16 protein-coding genes are annotated in these 16628 nt (G+C 71.5%); 3 read left to right on the forward strand and 13 right to left on the reverse strand.

From position 1 onward, the window contains the following. Positions 1-132 precede the first annotated feature (132 nt). Positions 133-1311, forward strand: a complete 1179-nt coding sequence (locus IE263_RS27680; RefSeq protein WP_229911194.1) for a lactonase family protein — start codon at positions 133-135, stop codon at positions 1309-1311. On the opposite strand, the gene IE263_RS27685 is transcribed toward IE263_RS27680, so the two are convergent. Then, positions 1279-2004, reverse strand: a complete 726-nt coding sequence (locus tag IE263_RS27685; protein WP_189940528.1) for a DUF2470 domain-containing protein — start codon at positions 2002-2004, stop codon at positions 1279-1281. The two genes, IE263_RS27680 and IE263_RS27685, sit on opposite strands and share 33 nt — an antisense overlap. Positions 2005-2185: 181 nt before the next feature. After that, entirely contained in the window at positions 2186-2800 is a 615-nt protein-coding gene (locus IE263_RS27690) for a TetR/AcrR family transcriptional regulator (protein ID WP_189940529.1), read from the reverse strand. Between the two features lie 109 nt (positions 2801-2909). Here IE263_RS27690 and IE263_RS27695 point away from each other — a divergent pair, with 109 nt between their 5' ends. Further along, positions 2910-4481, forward strand: a complete 1572-nt coding sequence (locus IE263_RS27695; RefSeq protein ID WP_189940530.1) for a cytochrome P450 — start codon at positions 2910-2912, stop codon at positions 4479-4481. Here IE263_RS27695 and IE263_RS27700 read toward each other — a convergent pair. Beyond that, positions 4443-5273, reverse strand: coding sequence for a pentapeptide repeat-containing protein (locus tag IE263_RS27700; protein WP_189940531.1), 831 nt, complete (start codon positions 5271-5273; stop codon positions 4443-4445). The genes IE263_RS27695 and IE263_RS27700 overlap by 39 nt on opposite strands. A 181-nt stretch (positions 5274-5454) precedes the next feature. Between IE263_RS27700 and IE263_RS27705 the strand changes: the two genes are divergently transcribed. Then, complete coding sequence (locus tag IE263_RS27705; protein ID WP_189940532.1) at positions 5455-5655, forward strand: DUF5999 family protein; 201 nt, start codon at positions 5455-5457, stop codon at positions 5653-5655. A 1-nt stretch (position 5656) separates the two neighbouring features. On the opposite strand, the gene sigJ is transcribed toward IE263_RS27705, so the two are convergent. The 10 genes from sigJ to IE263_RS27755 all read right to left on the reverse strand — a co-directional run bounded on the left by sigJ (position 5657) and on the right by IE263_RS27755 (position 16399). After that, entirely contained in the window at positions 5657-6559 is a 903-nt protein-coding gene (sigJ, locus tag IE263_RS27710; protein ID WP_189940533.1) for an RNA polymerase sigma factor SigJ, read from the reverse strand. 34 nt (positions 6560-6593) lie between these two features. Beyond that, positions 6594-7337 carry a PIG-L deacetylase family protein gene (locus IE263_RS27715; RefSeq protein ID WP_189940534.1) on the reverse strand — a complete coding sequence of 248 codons (744 nt, stop codon included), beginning with the start codon at positions 7335-7337 and terminating at the stop codon, positions 6594-6596. 55 nt (positions 7338-7392) lie between these two features. Further along, entirely contained in the window at positions 7393-8694 is a 1302-nt protein-coding gene (locus IE263_RS27720) for an alpha/beta fold hydrolase (RefSeq protein WP_189940535.1), read from the reverse strand. Positions 8695-8796: 102 nt separating this feature from the next. After that, complete coding sequence (locus IE263_RS27725; RefSeq protein WP_189940536.1) at positions 8797-9828, reverse strand: LacI family DNA-binding transcriptional regulator; 1032 nt, start codon at positions 9826-9828, stop codon at positions 8797-8799. Between the two features lie 79 nt (positions 9829-9907). After that, complete coding sequence (locus IE263_RS27730; protein ID WP_189940537.1) at positions 9908-11338, reverse strand: BNR repeat-containing protein; 1431 nt, start codon at positions 11336-11338, stop codon at positions 9908-9910. 49 nt (positions 11339-11387) lie between these two features. Continuing rightward, positions 11388-11708, reverse strand: coding sequence for an L-rhamnose mutarotase (locus IE263_RS27735; protein WP_189940538.1), 321 nt, complete (start codon positions 11706-11708; stop codon positions 11388-11390). 17 nt (positions 11709-11725) lie between these two features. Beyond that, positions 11726-12808, reverse strand: coding sequence for a rhamnose ABC transporter substrate-binding protein (rhaS, locus tag IE263_RS27740; protein WP_189940539.1), 1083 nt, complete (start codon positions 12806-12808; stop codon positions 11726-11728). A 33-nt stretch (positions 12809-12841) separates the two neighbouring features. Continuing rightward, positions 12842-13852 carry an ABC transporter permease gene (locus tag IE263_RS27745; protein WP_189940540.1) on the reverse strand — a complete coding sequence of 337 codons (1011 nt, stop codon included), beginning with the start codon at positions 13850-13852 and terminating at the stop codon, positions 12842-12844. Continuing rightward, positions 13845-14885, reverse strand: coding sequence for an ABC transporter permease (locus IE263_RS27750; protein WP_189940541.1), 1041 nt, complete (start codon positions 14883-14885; stop codon positions 13845-13847). The genes IE263_RS27745 and IE263_RS27750 overlap by 8 nt, the downstream gene beginning before the upstream one ends. Continuing rightward, the gene (locus tag IE263_RS27755; protein ID WP_189940542.1) at positions 14882-16399 is read right to left on the reverse strand and encodes a sugar ABC transporter ATP-binding protein; all 1518 of its coding nucleotides are present in this window, start codon (positions 16397-16399) and stop codon (positions 14882-14884) included. The genes IE263_RS27750 and IE263_RS27755 overlap by 4 nt, the downstream gene beginning before the upstream one ends. Positions 16400-16628 lie beyond the last annotated feature (229 nt).

Raw genomic sequence — 16628 nt, forward strand, 5'->3', positions numbered from 1 at the left:
GGGACGGAAGCGGCACGATGGGGGTCCCCCCGCTCATGGGGGTCCCCCCGCTCGAGCCAAGCCGAGAGCGGGGAAGAAGCGAAGAGTGGGGGAGGCTGGAGCAGGCGCCGCTTCGTCGGGGCGCTCGGCGCGGTGACGGCGGCGTCGGCGCTGGCCGGCTGCGGCGACGGCGCCTCGGAGACTCCCGGGGCTCCTTCCGGAACCCCTCGGGCGAAGGAGAGCACGCAGGGCGCCGCGCCTGCCCCGACGCCCACCTCACCCCAGGCCTCGAAGAAGCCGTCCGGCCCCCGGCCGCTCTACGTCGGCACCTACACCTCGGCCGAGGGCGGCGGCAAGGGCATCGGCCTCGCCACGTACGACCCCGCGTCGGGCCGGATCGCCGGTCAGGGCACGATCACGGGCGTCCAGGACCCGTCGTATCTCGCCGTACACCCGAACGGCGGGACGCTCTACGCGGTCAACGAGCGCGAGCGCGGGGCCGTGACCGCCGTACGTCTGTCGGACCGCGAGGTGCTGGGGAGCCGATCGACGGGCGGGGCCCACCCCTGCCATCTGTCCGTGCATCCGGGCGGGCGCTGGCTGCTGAGCGCCGACTACGGGTCGGGCAGCGTGGCCGTGCACCCGATCGACGCCTCGGGGGCGCTCGGCGAGCGCACCGACATGGTCACCCACAGCCGGCCGGCGCCCGCCCCCGGCCAGGAGGGGCCGCACGCGCACCAGTTCCTCACCGCCCCGGACGGCGGCCACGTCCTCGCCGTGGACCTCGGCACCGACACGGTCTACACCTACCGGCTGAACGAGAGGTCCGGCACGCTCACCGAGGTCGCCCAGGCGCACACCCGGCCGGGCGCCGGTCCACGCCACCTCACGTTCCACCCGGCGGGCCGGTACGCCTACCTCGCCAACGAGAACGACGACACGGTCGCGGTCTGCGCCTACGACCCGCCCACCGGCCGTCTGACGATCGGCAAGCCGCAGTCGACGGGCGCGAAGGCGGACACCAACTACCCGGCGCAGTTCGCGGTCACGCCGGACGGCGCGTACGCCTACCTCGCCAACCGCGGCGACAACACGCTCGCGCGCTACGCGGTGGAGGCGGACGGGGCCCGGCTGCGGCTGCTCGGCACGGTGCCGGTGGAAGGGGACTTCCCCCGGCAGATCGCCCTCTCGCCGGACGGGGGCCTGCTGTTCGCGGCGAACCAGCGCTCCGGCACGGTCAGCGTGTTCCACGTGGACGGCACGAACGGTGGACTGCGGCTCGCGGGCGAGCCGTTCGCGTCACCCGTCGCCGTCTGTGCGCTGCCGCTGTAGGGCGCGCGGGCAGGAGGCCGCGCTGGCCTGGCTGAGCAGGACGTGCATGCGCTCGGTGAGCTGCCCGACGTCGTCGGCGGGCGCGTGGAAGGGCAGGCGTACGTCGCCGTGGGAGCGGGCGCGCTCGATGCGCAGGGTGAGGCCGTGCCGGTCGACGGCGAGCGGCTGCACGCGGACGGCGCCGTGCAGGCTGTCGCTCTGGACGAGCCGGGTGAGCCGCTCGACCGCGTCGGGGTGGGCGTCCGCGAGGTGGGTGAGGAGCTGGGCCTCGGCGGTGGCGAGCGGGTCGGGTGCGGCGGCGGCGAACTCGTCGAGGTCGACGACGACCGCGCCGGAGGGCTGGTTCAGTACCACGCGGGTGGCGTGGAAGACGAGGTGGTCGTCCCCCGGGACGAACCAACCGGCGAGCCAGAGGCGGGCGCGGATACGGCCTCGGACGGGGACGGGCGCGACGTCCGCGAACTCCAGCACCGCGGACGGCTCGCCGCGGGGCGCGCAGATCGCCGCCGTGAGCAGCGCGCTGTCCTCGGGCACGTGCAAATGCACCCGCCCGTCCTCGTCGACGGTGTGCGCACCGACGAACTCCTCACGGCCGCCGTCCGCGGTCACCGCGCAGGACCACGAGGCGGCGAGCACCGTCCGGGCCCGTTCGGCCGCGGCAGGCGCGGCCGCCCAGCTGTGACTGTCGCCCATCCCAGAACCTCCTTAGGTAAGCCTTGCCTAACCTATCGGAGATCCGGGTGTGCGCCAACCGTGGTGGCCGCAGGCGTTGGACTCAGGCATGAGCCGCCACCCCTCGGACGTGAAGGTGAAGGTGTCGTCGAAGCGTCCGTCGCAGCCGAAGCGGGAAGGGAGGTTCCGCAGGCACCGACGATCACCCCGGAGGCGAAACGACCCCCAGCAGCGCCCTCGCGCACAGGTCCCGTACCTGGTCACGGGAGAGATCCGAGTCGCGCAGCCACTCCAGACAGACGGCTGTGATGAAGGCGAGCCAGCCACGGACCGCCAGCCGTACGTCGGCGCGTTCCTCGAAGAGCGGGCCGAACTCGGGGTCGGCGGCGAGGGCCGCCAGGATCTGTTCCTCCTGGGCCGCCAGCGCCCGCTGGTAGACCCGCCGGACCGCCTGGTCGCCGGCCGCGTCCGCGCGGTGGAAGGCGCGGTAGCCGTGGGCGTGGGTGCGGACGTGATCCAGATAGGTGTCCAGGCCGGCGGTGAGCTGTTCACGGACGGGGACGCCGGGCACCGCCGCCGTCAGGCACAGCATCCGCTCGCTCTCCCGCTCGACGACCGCCGCGAAGAAGTCCCGCTTGGTCGGGAAGTAGTGGTACAGCAGCCCCCGCGAGACCCCGGCGATCTCGGCGACCTGCTCGATCCACACCTCGTCGTAGGGGTTCTCCGAGAACAGGCGCGCGCCGACCGTGAGGAGCTGTTCCCTGCGCTCCGCGGTGCTGAGGCGGCGCCGTGTGCGCGTCTCGTGGTTCGCGGCCATGCCCGCACTTTACTTGACGCCGGTTCAACAACGGGACGAGACTGAGGCCGCACTATTGAACCCACGTACAACATGCTCGACCTGCCGCTGGATCAAGGGAGATCGCGTCATGGCGGAGACGACAGCAGGAGCGACGACAGGAACGAGGGCCGGCACGGCGACCGGGGCATCGACGAGGGCGACGAGCGAGGATCTGCCGCCGAAGGGATTCCGCGGTGCCGAGCTCGGGTGGCCCGAACTGCACCGCATCCCGCATCCGCCGTACCGGCTCCCGCTGCTCGGGGACGTCCTGGGCGCGAGCCGGACCACGCCCCTGCAGGACTCGCTGCGGCAGGCCCGCCGGCTGGGGCCGATCTTCCGGCGCCGTGCGTTCGGGCGGGAGTTCGTGTTCGTGTGGGGTGCCCGGCTCGCCGCCGACATGATGGACGAGGCGCGGTTCGCCAAGCATGTGGGGCTGGGGGTCGCCAATCTGCGGCCGGTGGTCGGGGACGCGCTGTTCACGGCGTACAACCACGAGCCCAACTGGCAGTTGGCGCACGACGTGCTGGCCCCGGGGTTCAGCCGGGAGGCGATGCAGGCCTACCACCCGATGATGCTGGACGTGGCGGAGCGGCTCACCGCCCACTGGGACCGTGCGTCGGCCGCGGGGCGGGCCGTGGACGTGCCCGGGGACATGACGAAGCTGACCCTGGAGACGATCGCGCGCACCGGCTTCGGACACGACTTCGGCTCCTTCGAACGGTCCCGGCCGCATCCCTTCGTGACGGCGATGGTGGGCACGCTCAGCTACGCCCAGCGACTGAACACCGTGCCGTCACCGCGATTGTTGTGGCGGGCCGCGCGCCGCAACGAGGCCGACATCGCCTACCTCAACCGCACGGTCGACGACCTGGTGCGGGCGCGCCGGGCCGGGAGGAGCGGCGAGGGCGATCTGCTCGACCGGATGCTGGAGACGGCCCACCCGGAGACGGGCGAACGGCTGTCGGCGCAGAACGTCCGCCGTCAGGTCATCACCTTCCTGGTCGCGGGCCATGAGACCACCTCCGGCGCGCTCTCCTTCGCCCTGCACTACCTCTCCCGGCACCCGGAGGTCGCCGCCCGCGCCCGCGCCGAGGTGGACCGGGTGTGGGGGGACGCGGCGGCGCCCGGCTACGACCAGGTGGCCAAGCTGCGGTACGTCCGCCGGGTGATCGACGAGTCGCTGCGGCTGTGGCCGACGGCACCGGCGTTCGCACGGGAGGCCCGCGAGGACACCGTGCTGGCCGGGGAGCATCCGATGCGGCGCGGCGCCTGGGCGCTGGTGCTGACGCCGATGCTGCACCGCGATCCCGAGGTGTGGGGCGCCGGCGCCGAACGGTTCGACCCGGACCGCTTCGACGCGGGGGCGGTCCGCGCGCGGGCCCCGCACACCTTCAAGCCGTTCGGCACGGGTGCGCGGGCCTGCATCGGGCGGCAGTTCGCGCTGCACGAGGCCACGCTCGTGCTCGGCCTGCTGCTGCGCCGCTACGAGCTGCGGTCCGACCCGGCCTACCGGCTGCGGGTCACGGAGCGGCTGACGGTGATGCCGGAGGGGCTGCGGCTGCGCCTGGGGCGTCGCACGGCACCTGCGGCGCCGGGTGGGCCGGTCGGGGAGGAGGGCGGGTCAGAGGCCCGCTGTCCAGTGCGCGGGGCGGGTGACTGACTCCGGCAGCCTGGTCCCGGCACTCCCCCGCGCCGCGTCGAGCTGCGGCTGAGTCAGGAAGAACGCCCCGGTGAGGTCGGCGTCCGTGAGGTCGGTGTCGCGCAGGTCGGCCCCTATGAGGTCCGCGCCGCGCAGATCGGCGCCGGTGAGGTCGGCGGCTATCAGGTAGGCGCCGCGGAGGTTCGCCCCGCGCAGGTCGGCGCCCTTGAGGCGGGCGCCCATCAGATCGGCGCCCCGGCGTTCCTTCTTGCGCCCGGGTATGCCCGCGCGGGCCAGTTCGCTGGTCTTCAGGAGCAGGGCGTTGACGTCCTGGCGGTGCGCCGGGACGTCCAGGGCGGCGAGTTCCTCGGGGGTCTGCCGGGCGAGGCGTTCGGTCTTCTCCAGGGCCTGCCGCAGCCGGGGGTGGACCGGGCGGGCCGCGGGCAGGGCGAGTGCCTCGGTGAGGTACCAGAGCAGCTCGTGGAGCTGCCGGACGACCGGGAACGCCTCGACCATGCGACGGGCGTGCTCGCGGTCGGCCGTACGCCAGTCCCGGCCGCCGAAGGTGACCTGCGAGACCTTCTGCCCGGCGCCGAAGCAGTCGTAGACCGTGCAGCCGGTGAAGCCCTTGTGCCGCAGCCGGGCGTGGATGCCGCAGCGGTGGTCCTCCCCCAGGTTGGGGCACGGCTTCCCCGCGTCCTTGTCGATGGCGAAGTCGGCCGATCGGGCGAACGGCAGGGCCACGCAGCACAGCCCGAAGCAGTTGGCGCAGTCACCGCGCAGGTCGTCCCGGTCCACCCTCTGTTCTCGCATTCCGTCCACCTTACTGACCTGCGGCCATGGCGCGGACATCGTGCCGCCCCCGGCCGGAACGAAAACTCACCGCTGAGTTTCCGGCCCTGTGGGGGTCCTCTCATCCAACGGAAAACAACGTCGGCTATCACGGAGTCAGGAGCCGGCAGCGGCAGGAGCCCGACGGACCGAGGAGTACGTCATGTGCAGTCACCAGCCCCCGTGCCCGACCGCGGACAGCGCCGACCGTCACACGGCCGTCGTCGTCACGGCCCACCCCGAGCAGGGGTGGAGCCTGCTGTGCAACGGGACCGTCGTCTTCGACGACACCGGTGAACTCCTGCCGGACGGGCGGGTCGTGGACCCGCACCGCGTCCCCGGCCCGCCCGTCCTCGCCGGCTGACTCAGCCGGCCTCGTCCGGTACCCGCAGCCCGGCCAGGCGCTCCGGGTCGGCCAGGATGTGCAGGGCGACGATCCTGCCGTCGACGACCGTGACGCCCATGACCGACAGCAGCTGCCCGTCGGGGGCGTTGAGGATGCCGACCTCGCCGTTGACCAGCGCGATACGGCCGTAGGGGGCGAACTGGCGGAACAGCAGCGCCTGTTCGGCGACCGCCTCGGCCCCGCGCACCAGCTTGGACGCGGCCGCGCCCCGCACCAGCGTCCCGGAGTCGGCGCGCAGCACCACGTCGGGGTCGAGGACGGCGAGCAGTGCCTCGAAGTCGCCGGCCCGGCAGGCGGCCAGGAAGGCGTCGACGATCTCCCGCTGTCGGGCGAGGTCGGGCTCCGGGGAGGGTGTGGCGCCCTGGACCCGGCGGCGGGCGCGGCTGGCGAGCTGCCGGGTCGCGGCCGAACTGCGTTCCACGATCGGCGCGATGTCGTCGAAGGGCACGGCGAAGAGGTCGTGCAGCACGAACGCGAGCCGCTCGGCGGGCTCCAGGGTCTCCAGGACGACGAGCAGGGCGAGGCCCACCGAGTCGGCCTGGAGCACCTCCTGTTCCGGGTCGATCGAGGAGAGGGGGCGGAGGACGGGGTCGGGGACGAACGTCTCGTGGCCGTCGTCCATCGGCTGCTCCCGGCGGGCCGTGCGTGAGCGCAGCATGTCCAGGCAGACCCGGCCGATGACGGTGGTGAGCCAGCCGCCGAGGTTGCGGACGTCGCTCGTGTCGGTGCGGCTGAGCTTGAGCCAGGTCTCCTGGACGGCGTCGTCGGCCTCGGCGAGCGAGCCGAGCATCCGGTAGGCCACGGCCTTGAGGTGCGAGCGGTGCTCCTCGAAGCGGTCCGCCAGCACTTCTTCGTCGTTCATGCTCCCCCTGTTCATGCTCTCCCTGTCGAGGGAACTATCGGTTGAAGAGTTCGAAGGCCACGGCCGGCTTGCCGCCGAAGCGCTTCCCCACGGAGTGCGCGATCTCGGTCAGGAAGCCGCGGGCGTAGGCCTCCGGTTCCTCGTCGGTCAACGCCTCGATGTACGTGCGGTGTTCGAGCAGTGAGGCCACGGCCCGCTCCAGGCCCGCCGTGGCGTCCACGGCGTGGGTGGGTGTCGCGGATCCGGCGACGGCGACCCAGCGGACGCCGTTCCACGGCTGAAGGCCCTGCTCGGCCAGTTCCGGGAAGATCCAGCGGTTGCCGGCGTCCGCGGCCGCGTCGAGGGTGGCGCGGCCGACGGCCACGTGGTCGGGCGTGTTCCAGGCGACCCCGCCCCAGGTGTCGCGGTGGTTCAGGGTGATCACGAGCTCGGGGCGGTGCCGGCGGATGGCGGCGGCGATGTCGCGGCGCAGGGCGACCCCGTACTCGATCACGCCGTCCCTGTGGTCGAGGAACTCCACCTCCGACACACCCACGACGGCCGCGCTCGCCCGCTGCTCCCGCTCCCGCAGCGGGCCGCACTCGGCGGGCGGGACGGTGTCGATGCCCGCCTCGCCGCGGGTCGCCAGCACATAGGCGACCTCGCGGCCGGCGTCGGTCCAGGCGGCGATCGCCGCGGAGCACCCGTACTCGAGGTCGTCCGGGTGCGCCACGACGGCGAGGGCGCGCCGCCAGTCCTCGGGCATGGGCTTGAGCTGAGTGATCGTCGGCTCGGTCATGCCCGCAGACTAGCCGGGGCGCGCGGCCTGGCACCTGCGACTTTTCCGAGGCGCGTCAGACCTCGTCGCGGGTGAGCGCCAGCAGCCGGTCGAGGACGCGGGGGCCGCCGGCGCGGACGCCGTCGTGCTCGAACTCGTCGGTGACCCACGTCCGCAGGCCGCGGACGGCGCGAGCGGTCCGCAGGGAGTGGGCGGTGTCGACGTAGAGATCGTCGTGGTAGATCGCCGCCGCGACCGGGACCTCGTTGGCGGCGAGGCGGGTGGGGTCGTACAGGGGCGTCCAGTCGGTGCGGGCGGCCAGGAGGCCGGCGGTCTCGCGCAGCGGGCGCAGCGCGGGGTCGCAGTCGAACAGCCAGGGGTGGACGGTCTCGCCGGTGAACAGCAGCGGTCCGTCGCCGGTGAGCGTCTTCGCCGCGTCGAACTGGGGGAACTCGGCGCGCACCCGGTCGGCCGCCCAGGCGGTGGGGCGGGTGTCCTGGCCGTAGATCGCCTCGTGGACGAGGGCGTAGAGGGGGTGGCTCGCGTAGGAGAGCAGGCCCTGGAGCTCCTCCTGGAAGGCGTCGGACAGGGCGGGGCCCTGCGGGGTGGGGACGAAGGCCTCTTCGAGGAGGTAGTGCAGACGGTGGCTGCCCTCGCTGCCGCCGAGGAGGATGCCGAGGCTCTGGAAGGCCTCGACGGTCAGCCGGTAGCCGTTCGGGAGGGTCACCTCGTGCGTGAGGAGGTGGTCGGCGATACGGCGGGCGCGGTCGACGTCCTGCGGGTAGCGAGCGTAGTGCGCGGCGACCTTGCGCTCCATGCGCGGGTAGGCGGCGCGGTAGACGTCGTCGGCGTGGGCGTCCAGGGAGGGCAGTCCACCGGTGATCACGGCGGCGGTGAGGCCCTCGGGGGCGAGGGAGAGGTAGGTGACCGCGCAGAAGCCGCCGAAGCTCTGGCCGAGGACGGTCCAGGGCGCGCCGCCGGTGACCTCGCGGCGCACCAGCTCGCAGTCGCGGACGATGGCGTCGGCGCGGAAGCGGGTGAGGTAGTCGGCCTGTTCGGCGGGGCCGCCGCGCAGCGGGAGCGTCTGGCGGTTGGCGGGGGTGGAGTGGCCGGTGCCGCGCTGGTCGAGCAGGAGGACGCGGTACTCCTTCAGGGCGCGGCCCAGCCAGGCCTGCCTGCCGACGAACCGGTTGGCGCCGAAGCCGGGGCCGCCCTGGAGATAGAGCAGCCACGGAAGGTCCTGGCCCGCCTTGTCGCTCGCGACGACCTCCCGGGCGTAGAGCTCGATCGTCTCGCCGGCCGGGTCGGCGTGGTCGAGGGGCACGGTGAAGTGGCGGTCGGTGAGGACGACGCCGGGCTGGCGGTAGCTGAGGGACAACAGAGGCTCCCGGGACGATCGGTGTGCGGGCCGCGTCCCAGTTCAGCACATGTCCGGGCGGCACAGGAGCCTGGGGATCATGAACTGCTACTGAACGGGCGCTCAGCGCGCCGACAGGCTGGAGCGTCGCACCACCAGCTCCGGCTGGAGCACCACGCGCCGGTGCTCGTGCGCCCGCTTCCTGCCGTCGGGCTCCTCCTCGGTCTCCTCCAGGAGCATCTCGGCGGCCAGGGCGCCCATGGTGACGGCGGGCTGGCGGACCGAGGTGAGGGGAACGGCCGCGGCGGCGGCGAACTCGATGTCGTCGTAGCCGACGATCGCGAGGTCGTCGGGGACGTTGATCCCGGCCGCGTACATGGCCTGCAGGACACCGAGGGCGAGCAGGTCGTTGGCGCAGAACACGGCGGTCGGGCGGTCGGCGAGGCCCAGCAGACGGGCACCCGCGTCCCGGCCCGCGGCGACGTCGAGCCGCTCGGTGGGCAGTTCCCGCAGGTGTTCCGGGCCCAGGCCCGCCTCGGCGAGCGCGTTGAGGGCGCCGGTGCGCCGGTCGCGGACCTGGTTGAAGCCGGGCGGGCCGCTGACGTAGGCGATCGAGCGGTGCCCGGCATCGATGAGGTGGCGTACGGCGAGGGCGCCGCCGGCCACGTCGTCGACGGAGACCGAGCACTCGGTGGTACCCTCCGCGACCCGGTCGACCAGTACGAAGGGGATGTTGTGCCGGCGGAAGGCGTCGATGTTGCGTCCGGTGGCGTCGGCCGGGGTGAGCAGCACGCCCCGCACCCGCTGCTCGGCGAAGAGGGAGAGGTACTCGGCCTCCTCCCCGGGGCTCTGGGCGCTGTTGCAGACCATCACGCCGAGGCCGGCCTCGCGCGCGGCCCGCTCGGCGCCGCGCGCGACGTCGACGAAGAAGGGGTTGCCCATGTCGAGGACGAGCAGGCCCATGATCCGGCTGCGGCCCGCGCGCAGCTGGCGCGCGGACTCGCTGCGGACGTAACCGAGCCGGTCTATCGCGGACAGCACACGGGCACGGGTCTCGGAGGCCACCGTGTCCGGGCGGTTGATGACGTTGGACACGGTGCCCACCGACACTCCGGCGACGCGAGCGACGTCCTTGATACCCACCGACTGGGTCATCGGGCAGGGACCTCCAGGAATACGAGGGGCGGCGGGAAGGCCTTCACATTACCGTCGGACCGCCCCGGAACAGCGGTGGTCAGGCGGGCAGGCGGAAGTTGAGGTTGCGCAGCGCCGAGGGCGTCGTCCCGCTGGACTTCTCCTGGTACATGATCGACAGGAAGTTGTCCTGGGCGATGCGCGTCTCGTCGATGACCACCTCGCCGAAGGCGCTGAGCCCGGCGCCGACGCCGTCGTACAGGATCGTCCAGTCCGTGTATCCGGATGCCTTGGAGGCTCCGGCGATGCGGCAGAAGGGGAAGATCGCGTACGCGTTGTCGTACTTGTCGAGGATCAGCTTGGTGCGCTGGCTGGAGTTCAGCGGGACCGGTATCTCGGTCTTCTGCCAGGCTCCGGAGGAGTTCTTGCGGACGTGGAAGGCGCGGCCGTTGTTCGTGCGGTCGGTGACGTAGTTGGTGGTGCACTGGCCGAAGCGGCCGGGGACGTAGCTGATGACGGCGTGCGGCAGGCCGGCCGAGTCGGTGAACTGGCTCTCCTGGTTCATCAGGGAGTGGTCCGGGTTGAGCGGGTCCACGACCAGCCCGGCGTCGGTGACGGAGACCCTGTCGGAGCCGCCGGTGGTGCCGACGACGGTGCCGGCGTTGTTGCGCCAGGTGCGGCCGCGGTCGTCGGAGTAGACGTAGCCGGTGTCGTGGTTGGTGATGCCGCCGCTGCTGCACATCACGGCGCCGTTCTGCTCGCGCCAGGTGAAGAAGGAGTGCAGGCGCCCGTTCTTGTCGTAGTCGATGCCGTGCAGGTACATGTTGCGGGCGGTCGAGGAGCCGTGCTCACTGGTGTAGGTGCCGGTGGAGCTGGTCCACTCGCCGAGGTTGGTCCAGGACGTGCCGTTGTACTCGGCGAGGGCGTTGCGGCCGTTGCCGGAGATGCCGACGCGGTAGCTCAGCTGCAGCTTGCCGTCGGGGGTCGAGATGAACTGCGGGTAGGTGAACTGCGAGGTGAGCGCGAGCCCGTCGAGGGTGGACTGGGGGGCGCCGAAGCGGCTCGCGGTCCAGCTCAGTCCGGCCGGGTTGTCCATCAGCCCGGCCACCGACTTCACATAGGTGAAGCCGTCGCTGTGGGAGTCCATGTTGAGGTGGAGGCGGCCGTCGACCTTGGAAATGCCCATGGAGATGACGTTGTGGGAGTCGTTGTAGCGGAGCGTGTGGCCGACCTTGACGGTCGACCAGGTGCTCGAGCCGAGGACGCGGCGACCCACGACGGCGTTGCGGTCGGCGGTGTACCAGACGGCGTACTGGTAGCCCTTGTAGCTCAGCAGGCCGTTCTTCTGGAAGGCGTTGTTGTTGACCAGGCCGTCGTACGACACGAAGTAGATGGCCTGCGTGTCGAGTGTGGTGGTGCCGGTCAGGGTGAGCGACGGGCCGGGGTCGGCGGCGCGGGCGGTGCCGGAGGCGAGGGCGGGGGTCATCACGGCTCCTGCGAGGGCGGCGCCCAGCAGCGTACGTCTCTTCATCTCGGGGACTCCGTTGTCGAGCGAGGTGCGGGAGGGGACGAGCGGGGTCTCAGGCGAGGTGGAACACCTCGGTGAGCGGCTTCATCGCCTCGTCGGGGCGGGACCCGTCGAGGGACTCGAAGAAGGGGGCCATCTCGGCCTGCCAGCGGGCGTTGACCTCGGTGGCCTCCATGCCGGCGAGGGCGGCCTCGAAGTCCTCGGTCTCCAGGTAGCCGACGAGCAGGCCGTCGTCTCTGAGAAAGAGCGAGTAGTTGTGCCAGCCGGTGGCCGAGAGAGCTTCGAGCATCTCCGGCCACACGGCGGCGTGGCGTTCGCGGTACTCGGCGATCCGGTCCTCGCGGACCTTGAGGAGGAAACAGACGCGCTGCATGAAGTACCGCTCCCGCACTAGAAGTTGAACTGGTCGATGTTCTTGGCGTCGAACACGGTCGGCTTGCCGAGGCTGATCACGCCGTCCTTGCCGATGGTGTAGCTGGTGCCGCCGGCCTTGAAGGTCTCGCCCTCCTTGCCGGTGATCTGGCCGGAGACCAGGGCGACGGCGGTCTGCGCGGCCAGGGCGCCGAGCTTCGCCGGGTCCCACAGCTCGAACGCGTCGACGGTGCCGTTCTTGACGTACTTGCGCATGTCGTTGGGGGTGCCGAGGCCGGTCAGCTTGACCTTGCCCTTGTACTTCGAGCCCGACAGGTACTGGGCGGCGGCCTTGATGCCGACGGTGGTCGGGGAGATGATCCCCTTCAGGTTCGGGTACTCCTGGAGCAGGCCCTGGGTCTGCTGGAAGGACTGCTGGGCGTCGTCGTTGCCGTACGCGACCTTGACGAGCTTGATGTCCTTGTACTTGGGGTCCTTCAGCTCGTCCTTCATGAAGTCGATCCAGATGTTCTGGTTCGTCGCGGTCTGCGCGGCGGACAGGATCGCGATCTCGCCCTTGTAGCCGATCTGCTCGGCGAGCAGCTGCACCTCGGTGCGGCCCAGGTCCTCGGCGGAGGCCTGCGAGACGAAGGCGTTGCGGCACTCGGGGTTGGTGTCGGAGTCGTAGGTGACGACCTTGATGTCGTTGCTCATGGCCTGCTTGAGCGCGGTGCACAGGGCGCCCGGGTCCTGTGCGGAGACGGCCATCGCGTCGACCTGCTGCTGGGTGAGGGTGTTGACGTACGACACCTGCCCGGAGGTGTCGGTGGCGCTGGACGGGCCGACCTCCTTGTAGCTGGAGCCCAGCTCCTTCAGGGCCGCCTCGCCGCCCTTGTCGGCGGAGGTGAAGTACGGGTTGTTGACCTGCTTGGGCAGGAAGCCGACGGTCAGGCCCTTCTTGGTGGCCGCGTTCGGGTCGGCCTTGCCGCCCGCGGCGGCCGCGCCCGTGCTCTCGTTCTTCACGTCCTCCTTCGTGGTGCCGCCGCAGGCGGTGGCGGCGAGGGCGAGGGAGGTGACGGCCGCGAGGGCCGCGCAGGCACGACGGAGGGATGACTTGCGCATGGCGGGTCCTTTACGAGGGTGAGCGGGGCGGTGTTACGAGGTGGGCGTGGGTGCCTTGGACACCGGCGCTGAGGCGGCTGTGCGCCCGGCCCTCGCGACGGAGATCTGGCGCGCGACCCGGGGGCCGAGCACGGAGACGACGAGCAGGACGCCGGTGACGACGATCTGCGACTGGGCGGAGACGTCCTGGAGGCTCATCACGTTCTGCAGCGCGCCCAGCAGGAAGACTCCCGCGATCGCGCCGCCGAGCGTGCCCTTGCCGCCGTCGAAGTCGATGCCGCCGAGCAACACAGCGGCGATGACGGAGAGTTCGAGCCCGGTGGCGTTGTCGTAGCGGGCACTGGCGTAGTGCAGGGCCCAGAAGATGCCGGTGAGGGAGGCCATCAGGCCGGTCAGCGTGAACAGGATCAGCTTCTGCCGCTTGACCCGGATGCCGGCGAACCGGGCGGCCTCCTCGCTGGCGCCGATCGCGAACAGCGACCGTCCGAACGGGGTGGCGTGCAGGGCGACCACGGCGATCGCCAGCAGGACCAGGAAGGGCAGGAAGGCCTGCGGGACGAACGTGTCGCCGATGCGGCCGGCGGCGAAGTCCAGGTACTGCGTGGGGAAGTCGGTCACGGCGTCCGAGCCGAGCACGATCTGCGCGATGCCCCGGTAGGCGGCGAGCGTGCCGATGGTGACGGCGAGGGACGGCAGCCCGAGCCGGGTCACCAGCAGACCGTTGATCAGCCCGCAGACGACCCCGAGGAGCAGGCAGATCGGGATGATCGCCTCGATGGTCATGCCCTGGTTCCACAGGGCGCCCATCACCGCGCCGGACAGGCCGGCCGTGGAGGCGACCGACATGTCGATCTCGCCGGAGACCACGAGCAGGGTCATGGGCAGGGCGATCAGCGCGATCGGCAGGGTGTTGCCGATCAGGAACGACAGGTTGAGGGCGTTGCTGAAGCCGTCGACGGTGGAGAAGGACAGCAGCAACAGGACGATCAGGAGGGCGCCGACGACCGTGTCCCAGCGGATCGCGCGGCTGAGGGACTCAGGCATGGCGGGCGTTCCTCTTCTTCAGTGCGGAGGCCACGCGCAGCGCGACGATCCGGTCGACCGCGATGGCGAGGATGAGCAGGGTGCCGTTGATGGCCATCACCCACACGGAGCTGACGCCGAGGGCGGGCAGCACGCTGTTGATGGAGGTCAGCAGCAGCGCGCCGAGGGCCGCGCCGTAGACGCTGCCGGAGCCGCCGGTGAAGACCACACCGCCGACGACGACCGCGCTGACGACGGTGAGTTCGTAGCCGTTGCCGGTGCCGGAGTCGACGTTGCCGAAGCGGGCCAGGTACATGGCTCCCGCGAGGCCGGCGAGGGCGCCGCAGAAGGTGTACGCGGCGAGAATCCGCTTGCGGACGGGGATGCCGGCGAGGCGGGCGGCCTCCGGGTTGGAGCCGAGCGCGTACAGTTCGCGGCCGCTGCCGAAGTGCTTGAGGTAGTAGGCGGTGGCCACCAGCACGGCGAGGGCGATCAGGGCCAGGTACGGCACGGCGGAGATGCCGCCGGAGCCGAAGTCCACGAAGCCGCCGGGCAGGTCGGCCGCGGTGATCTGGCGGGAGCCGACCCAGATGGAGTCGATGCCGCGGATGATGTACATCGTGCCGAGGGTGACGACCAGGGCCGGCACCTGACCGAGGCTGACGAGCAGGCCGTTCAGCAGTCCGAAGCCGATGCCGAGCAGGACCGCCAGGGCGATGGCGACGATCGGGTTGCCGCCGTCCTGGAGGTAGATGCCGGCGGCGAAGGCGGTGATGCCGAGGGTGGAGCCGACGGACAGGTCGACGTTCCTCGTGATCACCACCAGGGACTGGCCGGTGGCGACCAGCACCAGGATCGTCGCGTTGAGCAGCAGGTCCTTGATGCCCTGCTCGGACAGGAACTCGCTGTTGCCGGCCTGGGTGACGGCGATCATCACCAGGAAGACGACCAGGATGGCGAGCTCGCGCATCTTGAAGACGCGGTCGACCAGCCGGGTGCCGCTGGACTTGGGCACCTCTGCGGCGGGGGCTTGGTTCGGGGTGATCACCGTCATGCGGCGGCCCTCCCCGTGGCTGCGGCCATCACGGTTTCCTCGGTGGCGTCGGAGCGGGGGATCTCGGCGGTGAGCCGGCCCTCGTGCATCACCAGCACGCGGTCGGCCATGCCGAGGACCTCGGGCAGGTCGGAGGAGATCATCAGGACGGCCACACCGTCGGCGGCCAGCTGCGACAGCAGCCGGTGGACCTCGGCCTTGGTGCCGACGTCGATGCCGCGCGTGGGCTCGTCGACGATGAGCACCTTCGGGCCGGTGGCCAGCCACTTGGCGAGGACGACCTTCTGCTGGTTGCCGCCGGAGAGCGTGTTGACGGTGTCGGCGATCCGGGCGTACTTCACCTGGAGCTTGACCGCCCAGTCGAGCGAGCGGCTGCGTTCGGCGCCGCGGTCCATCAGGCCGGCCTTCACGGTCGTACGAAGCCCGGTGAGGCCGATGTTGCGCTCGATGGACATGTCCATCACCAGGCCCTGGGCGCGCCGGTCCTCGGGGACCAGGGCGAGCCCGGCGGCCATCGCGGTGGAGGGGGCGCCGTTGATCAGCTTCCGCCCGTCCACCTCGACCTCGCCGGCGTCCCAGCGGTCGATGCCGAAGACGGCTCGGGCGACCTCGGTGCGGCCGGCGCCGACGAGTCCGGCGAGGCCGACGATCTCACCGCGGCGGACCTCGAAGGAGACGTCGGTGAAGACGCCCTCGCGGGTCAGCCGGCGGACGCTGAGGGCGACCTCGCCCGGCTCGACCTCCTGCTTCGGGTACAGCTCGTCGAGGTCGCGGCCGACCATACGGCGGACCAGGTCGTCCTCGGTCATGCCGTCCAGCGGCTCACTGGCGATCCAGGCGCCGTCGCGCAGGGTCGTCACCCGCTGGCAGATCTCGAAGATCTCCTCCAGCCGGTGCGAGATGAAGAGGACGGCCGCGCCCTGTTCGCGCAGGGTGCGCACGACGTTGAAGAGGCGGGCGACCTCGCTGCCGGTGAGGGCCGCGGTCGGCTCGTCCATGATCAGGACCCGGGCGTCGAAGGAGAGGGCCTTGGCGATCTCCACGATCTGCTGGTCGGCGATCGACAGACCGCGCGCCGGGCGGTCGGGGTCGAGGTCGACACCCAGGCGCTGCATCAGGGCGGCGGTCGCGTGATGGGTGGCCTTGTGGTCGATGCGGCCGAGGGCCCGCCGGGGCTGGCGGCCCATGAAGATGTTCTCGGCGATCGACAGGTCCGGGAAGAGCGTGGGCTCCTGGTAGATGACGGCGATGCCGGCGTCACGTGCGTCACCGGGGCCGTGGAAGACGACGGGCTCACCGTCGAGCAGTACCTGGCCGGCGTCCGGTCGGTGTACCCCGGCGAGCGCCTTGATCAGGGTCGACTTGCCCGCGCCGTTCTCACCGGCGAGGGCGTGCACCTCGCCGGGGAACAGCTCCAGGGAGACGCCCCGCAGGGCGCGTACGGCGCCGAAGGACTTGGCGACGTCCCTGAGCGCCAGCACCGGGGCCGGTCCCGCGTCGGACGGGTGGGTCATGGGTGGCTCCTCGACGACGTCGGCGAACTGTTCCCATCGGGAGCGTCACGACGTCGTGAAAGGTTTCAACTGGATGGCCGGGACGTTAGGCATGGCGGCCATGTGACGTCAATGCCTTCGGCTCGAAAAGTTTTCGATAGCCGAAGGTCACGCGCCGGTCACGGAAAACGCTCCTGGACAGAGGGCTTGACACGCCCCCGACGGGCTCATAGCTTCCCGTTCTGAATCG

The organism is Streptomyces aurantiogriseus (assembly GCF_014649375.1).
Taxonomy (GTDB): Bacteria; Actinomycetota; Actinomycetes; order Streptomycetales; family Streptomycetaceae; genus Streptomyces; species Streptomyces aurantiogriseus.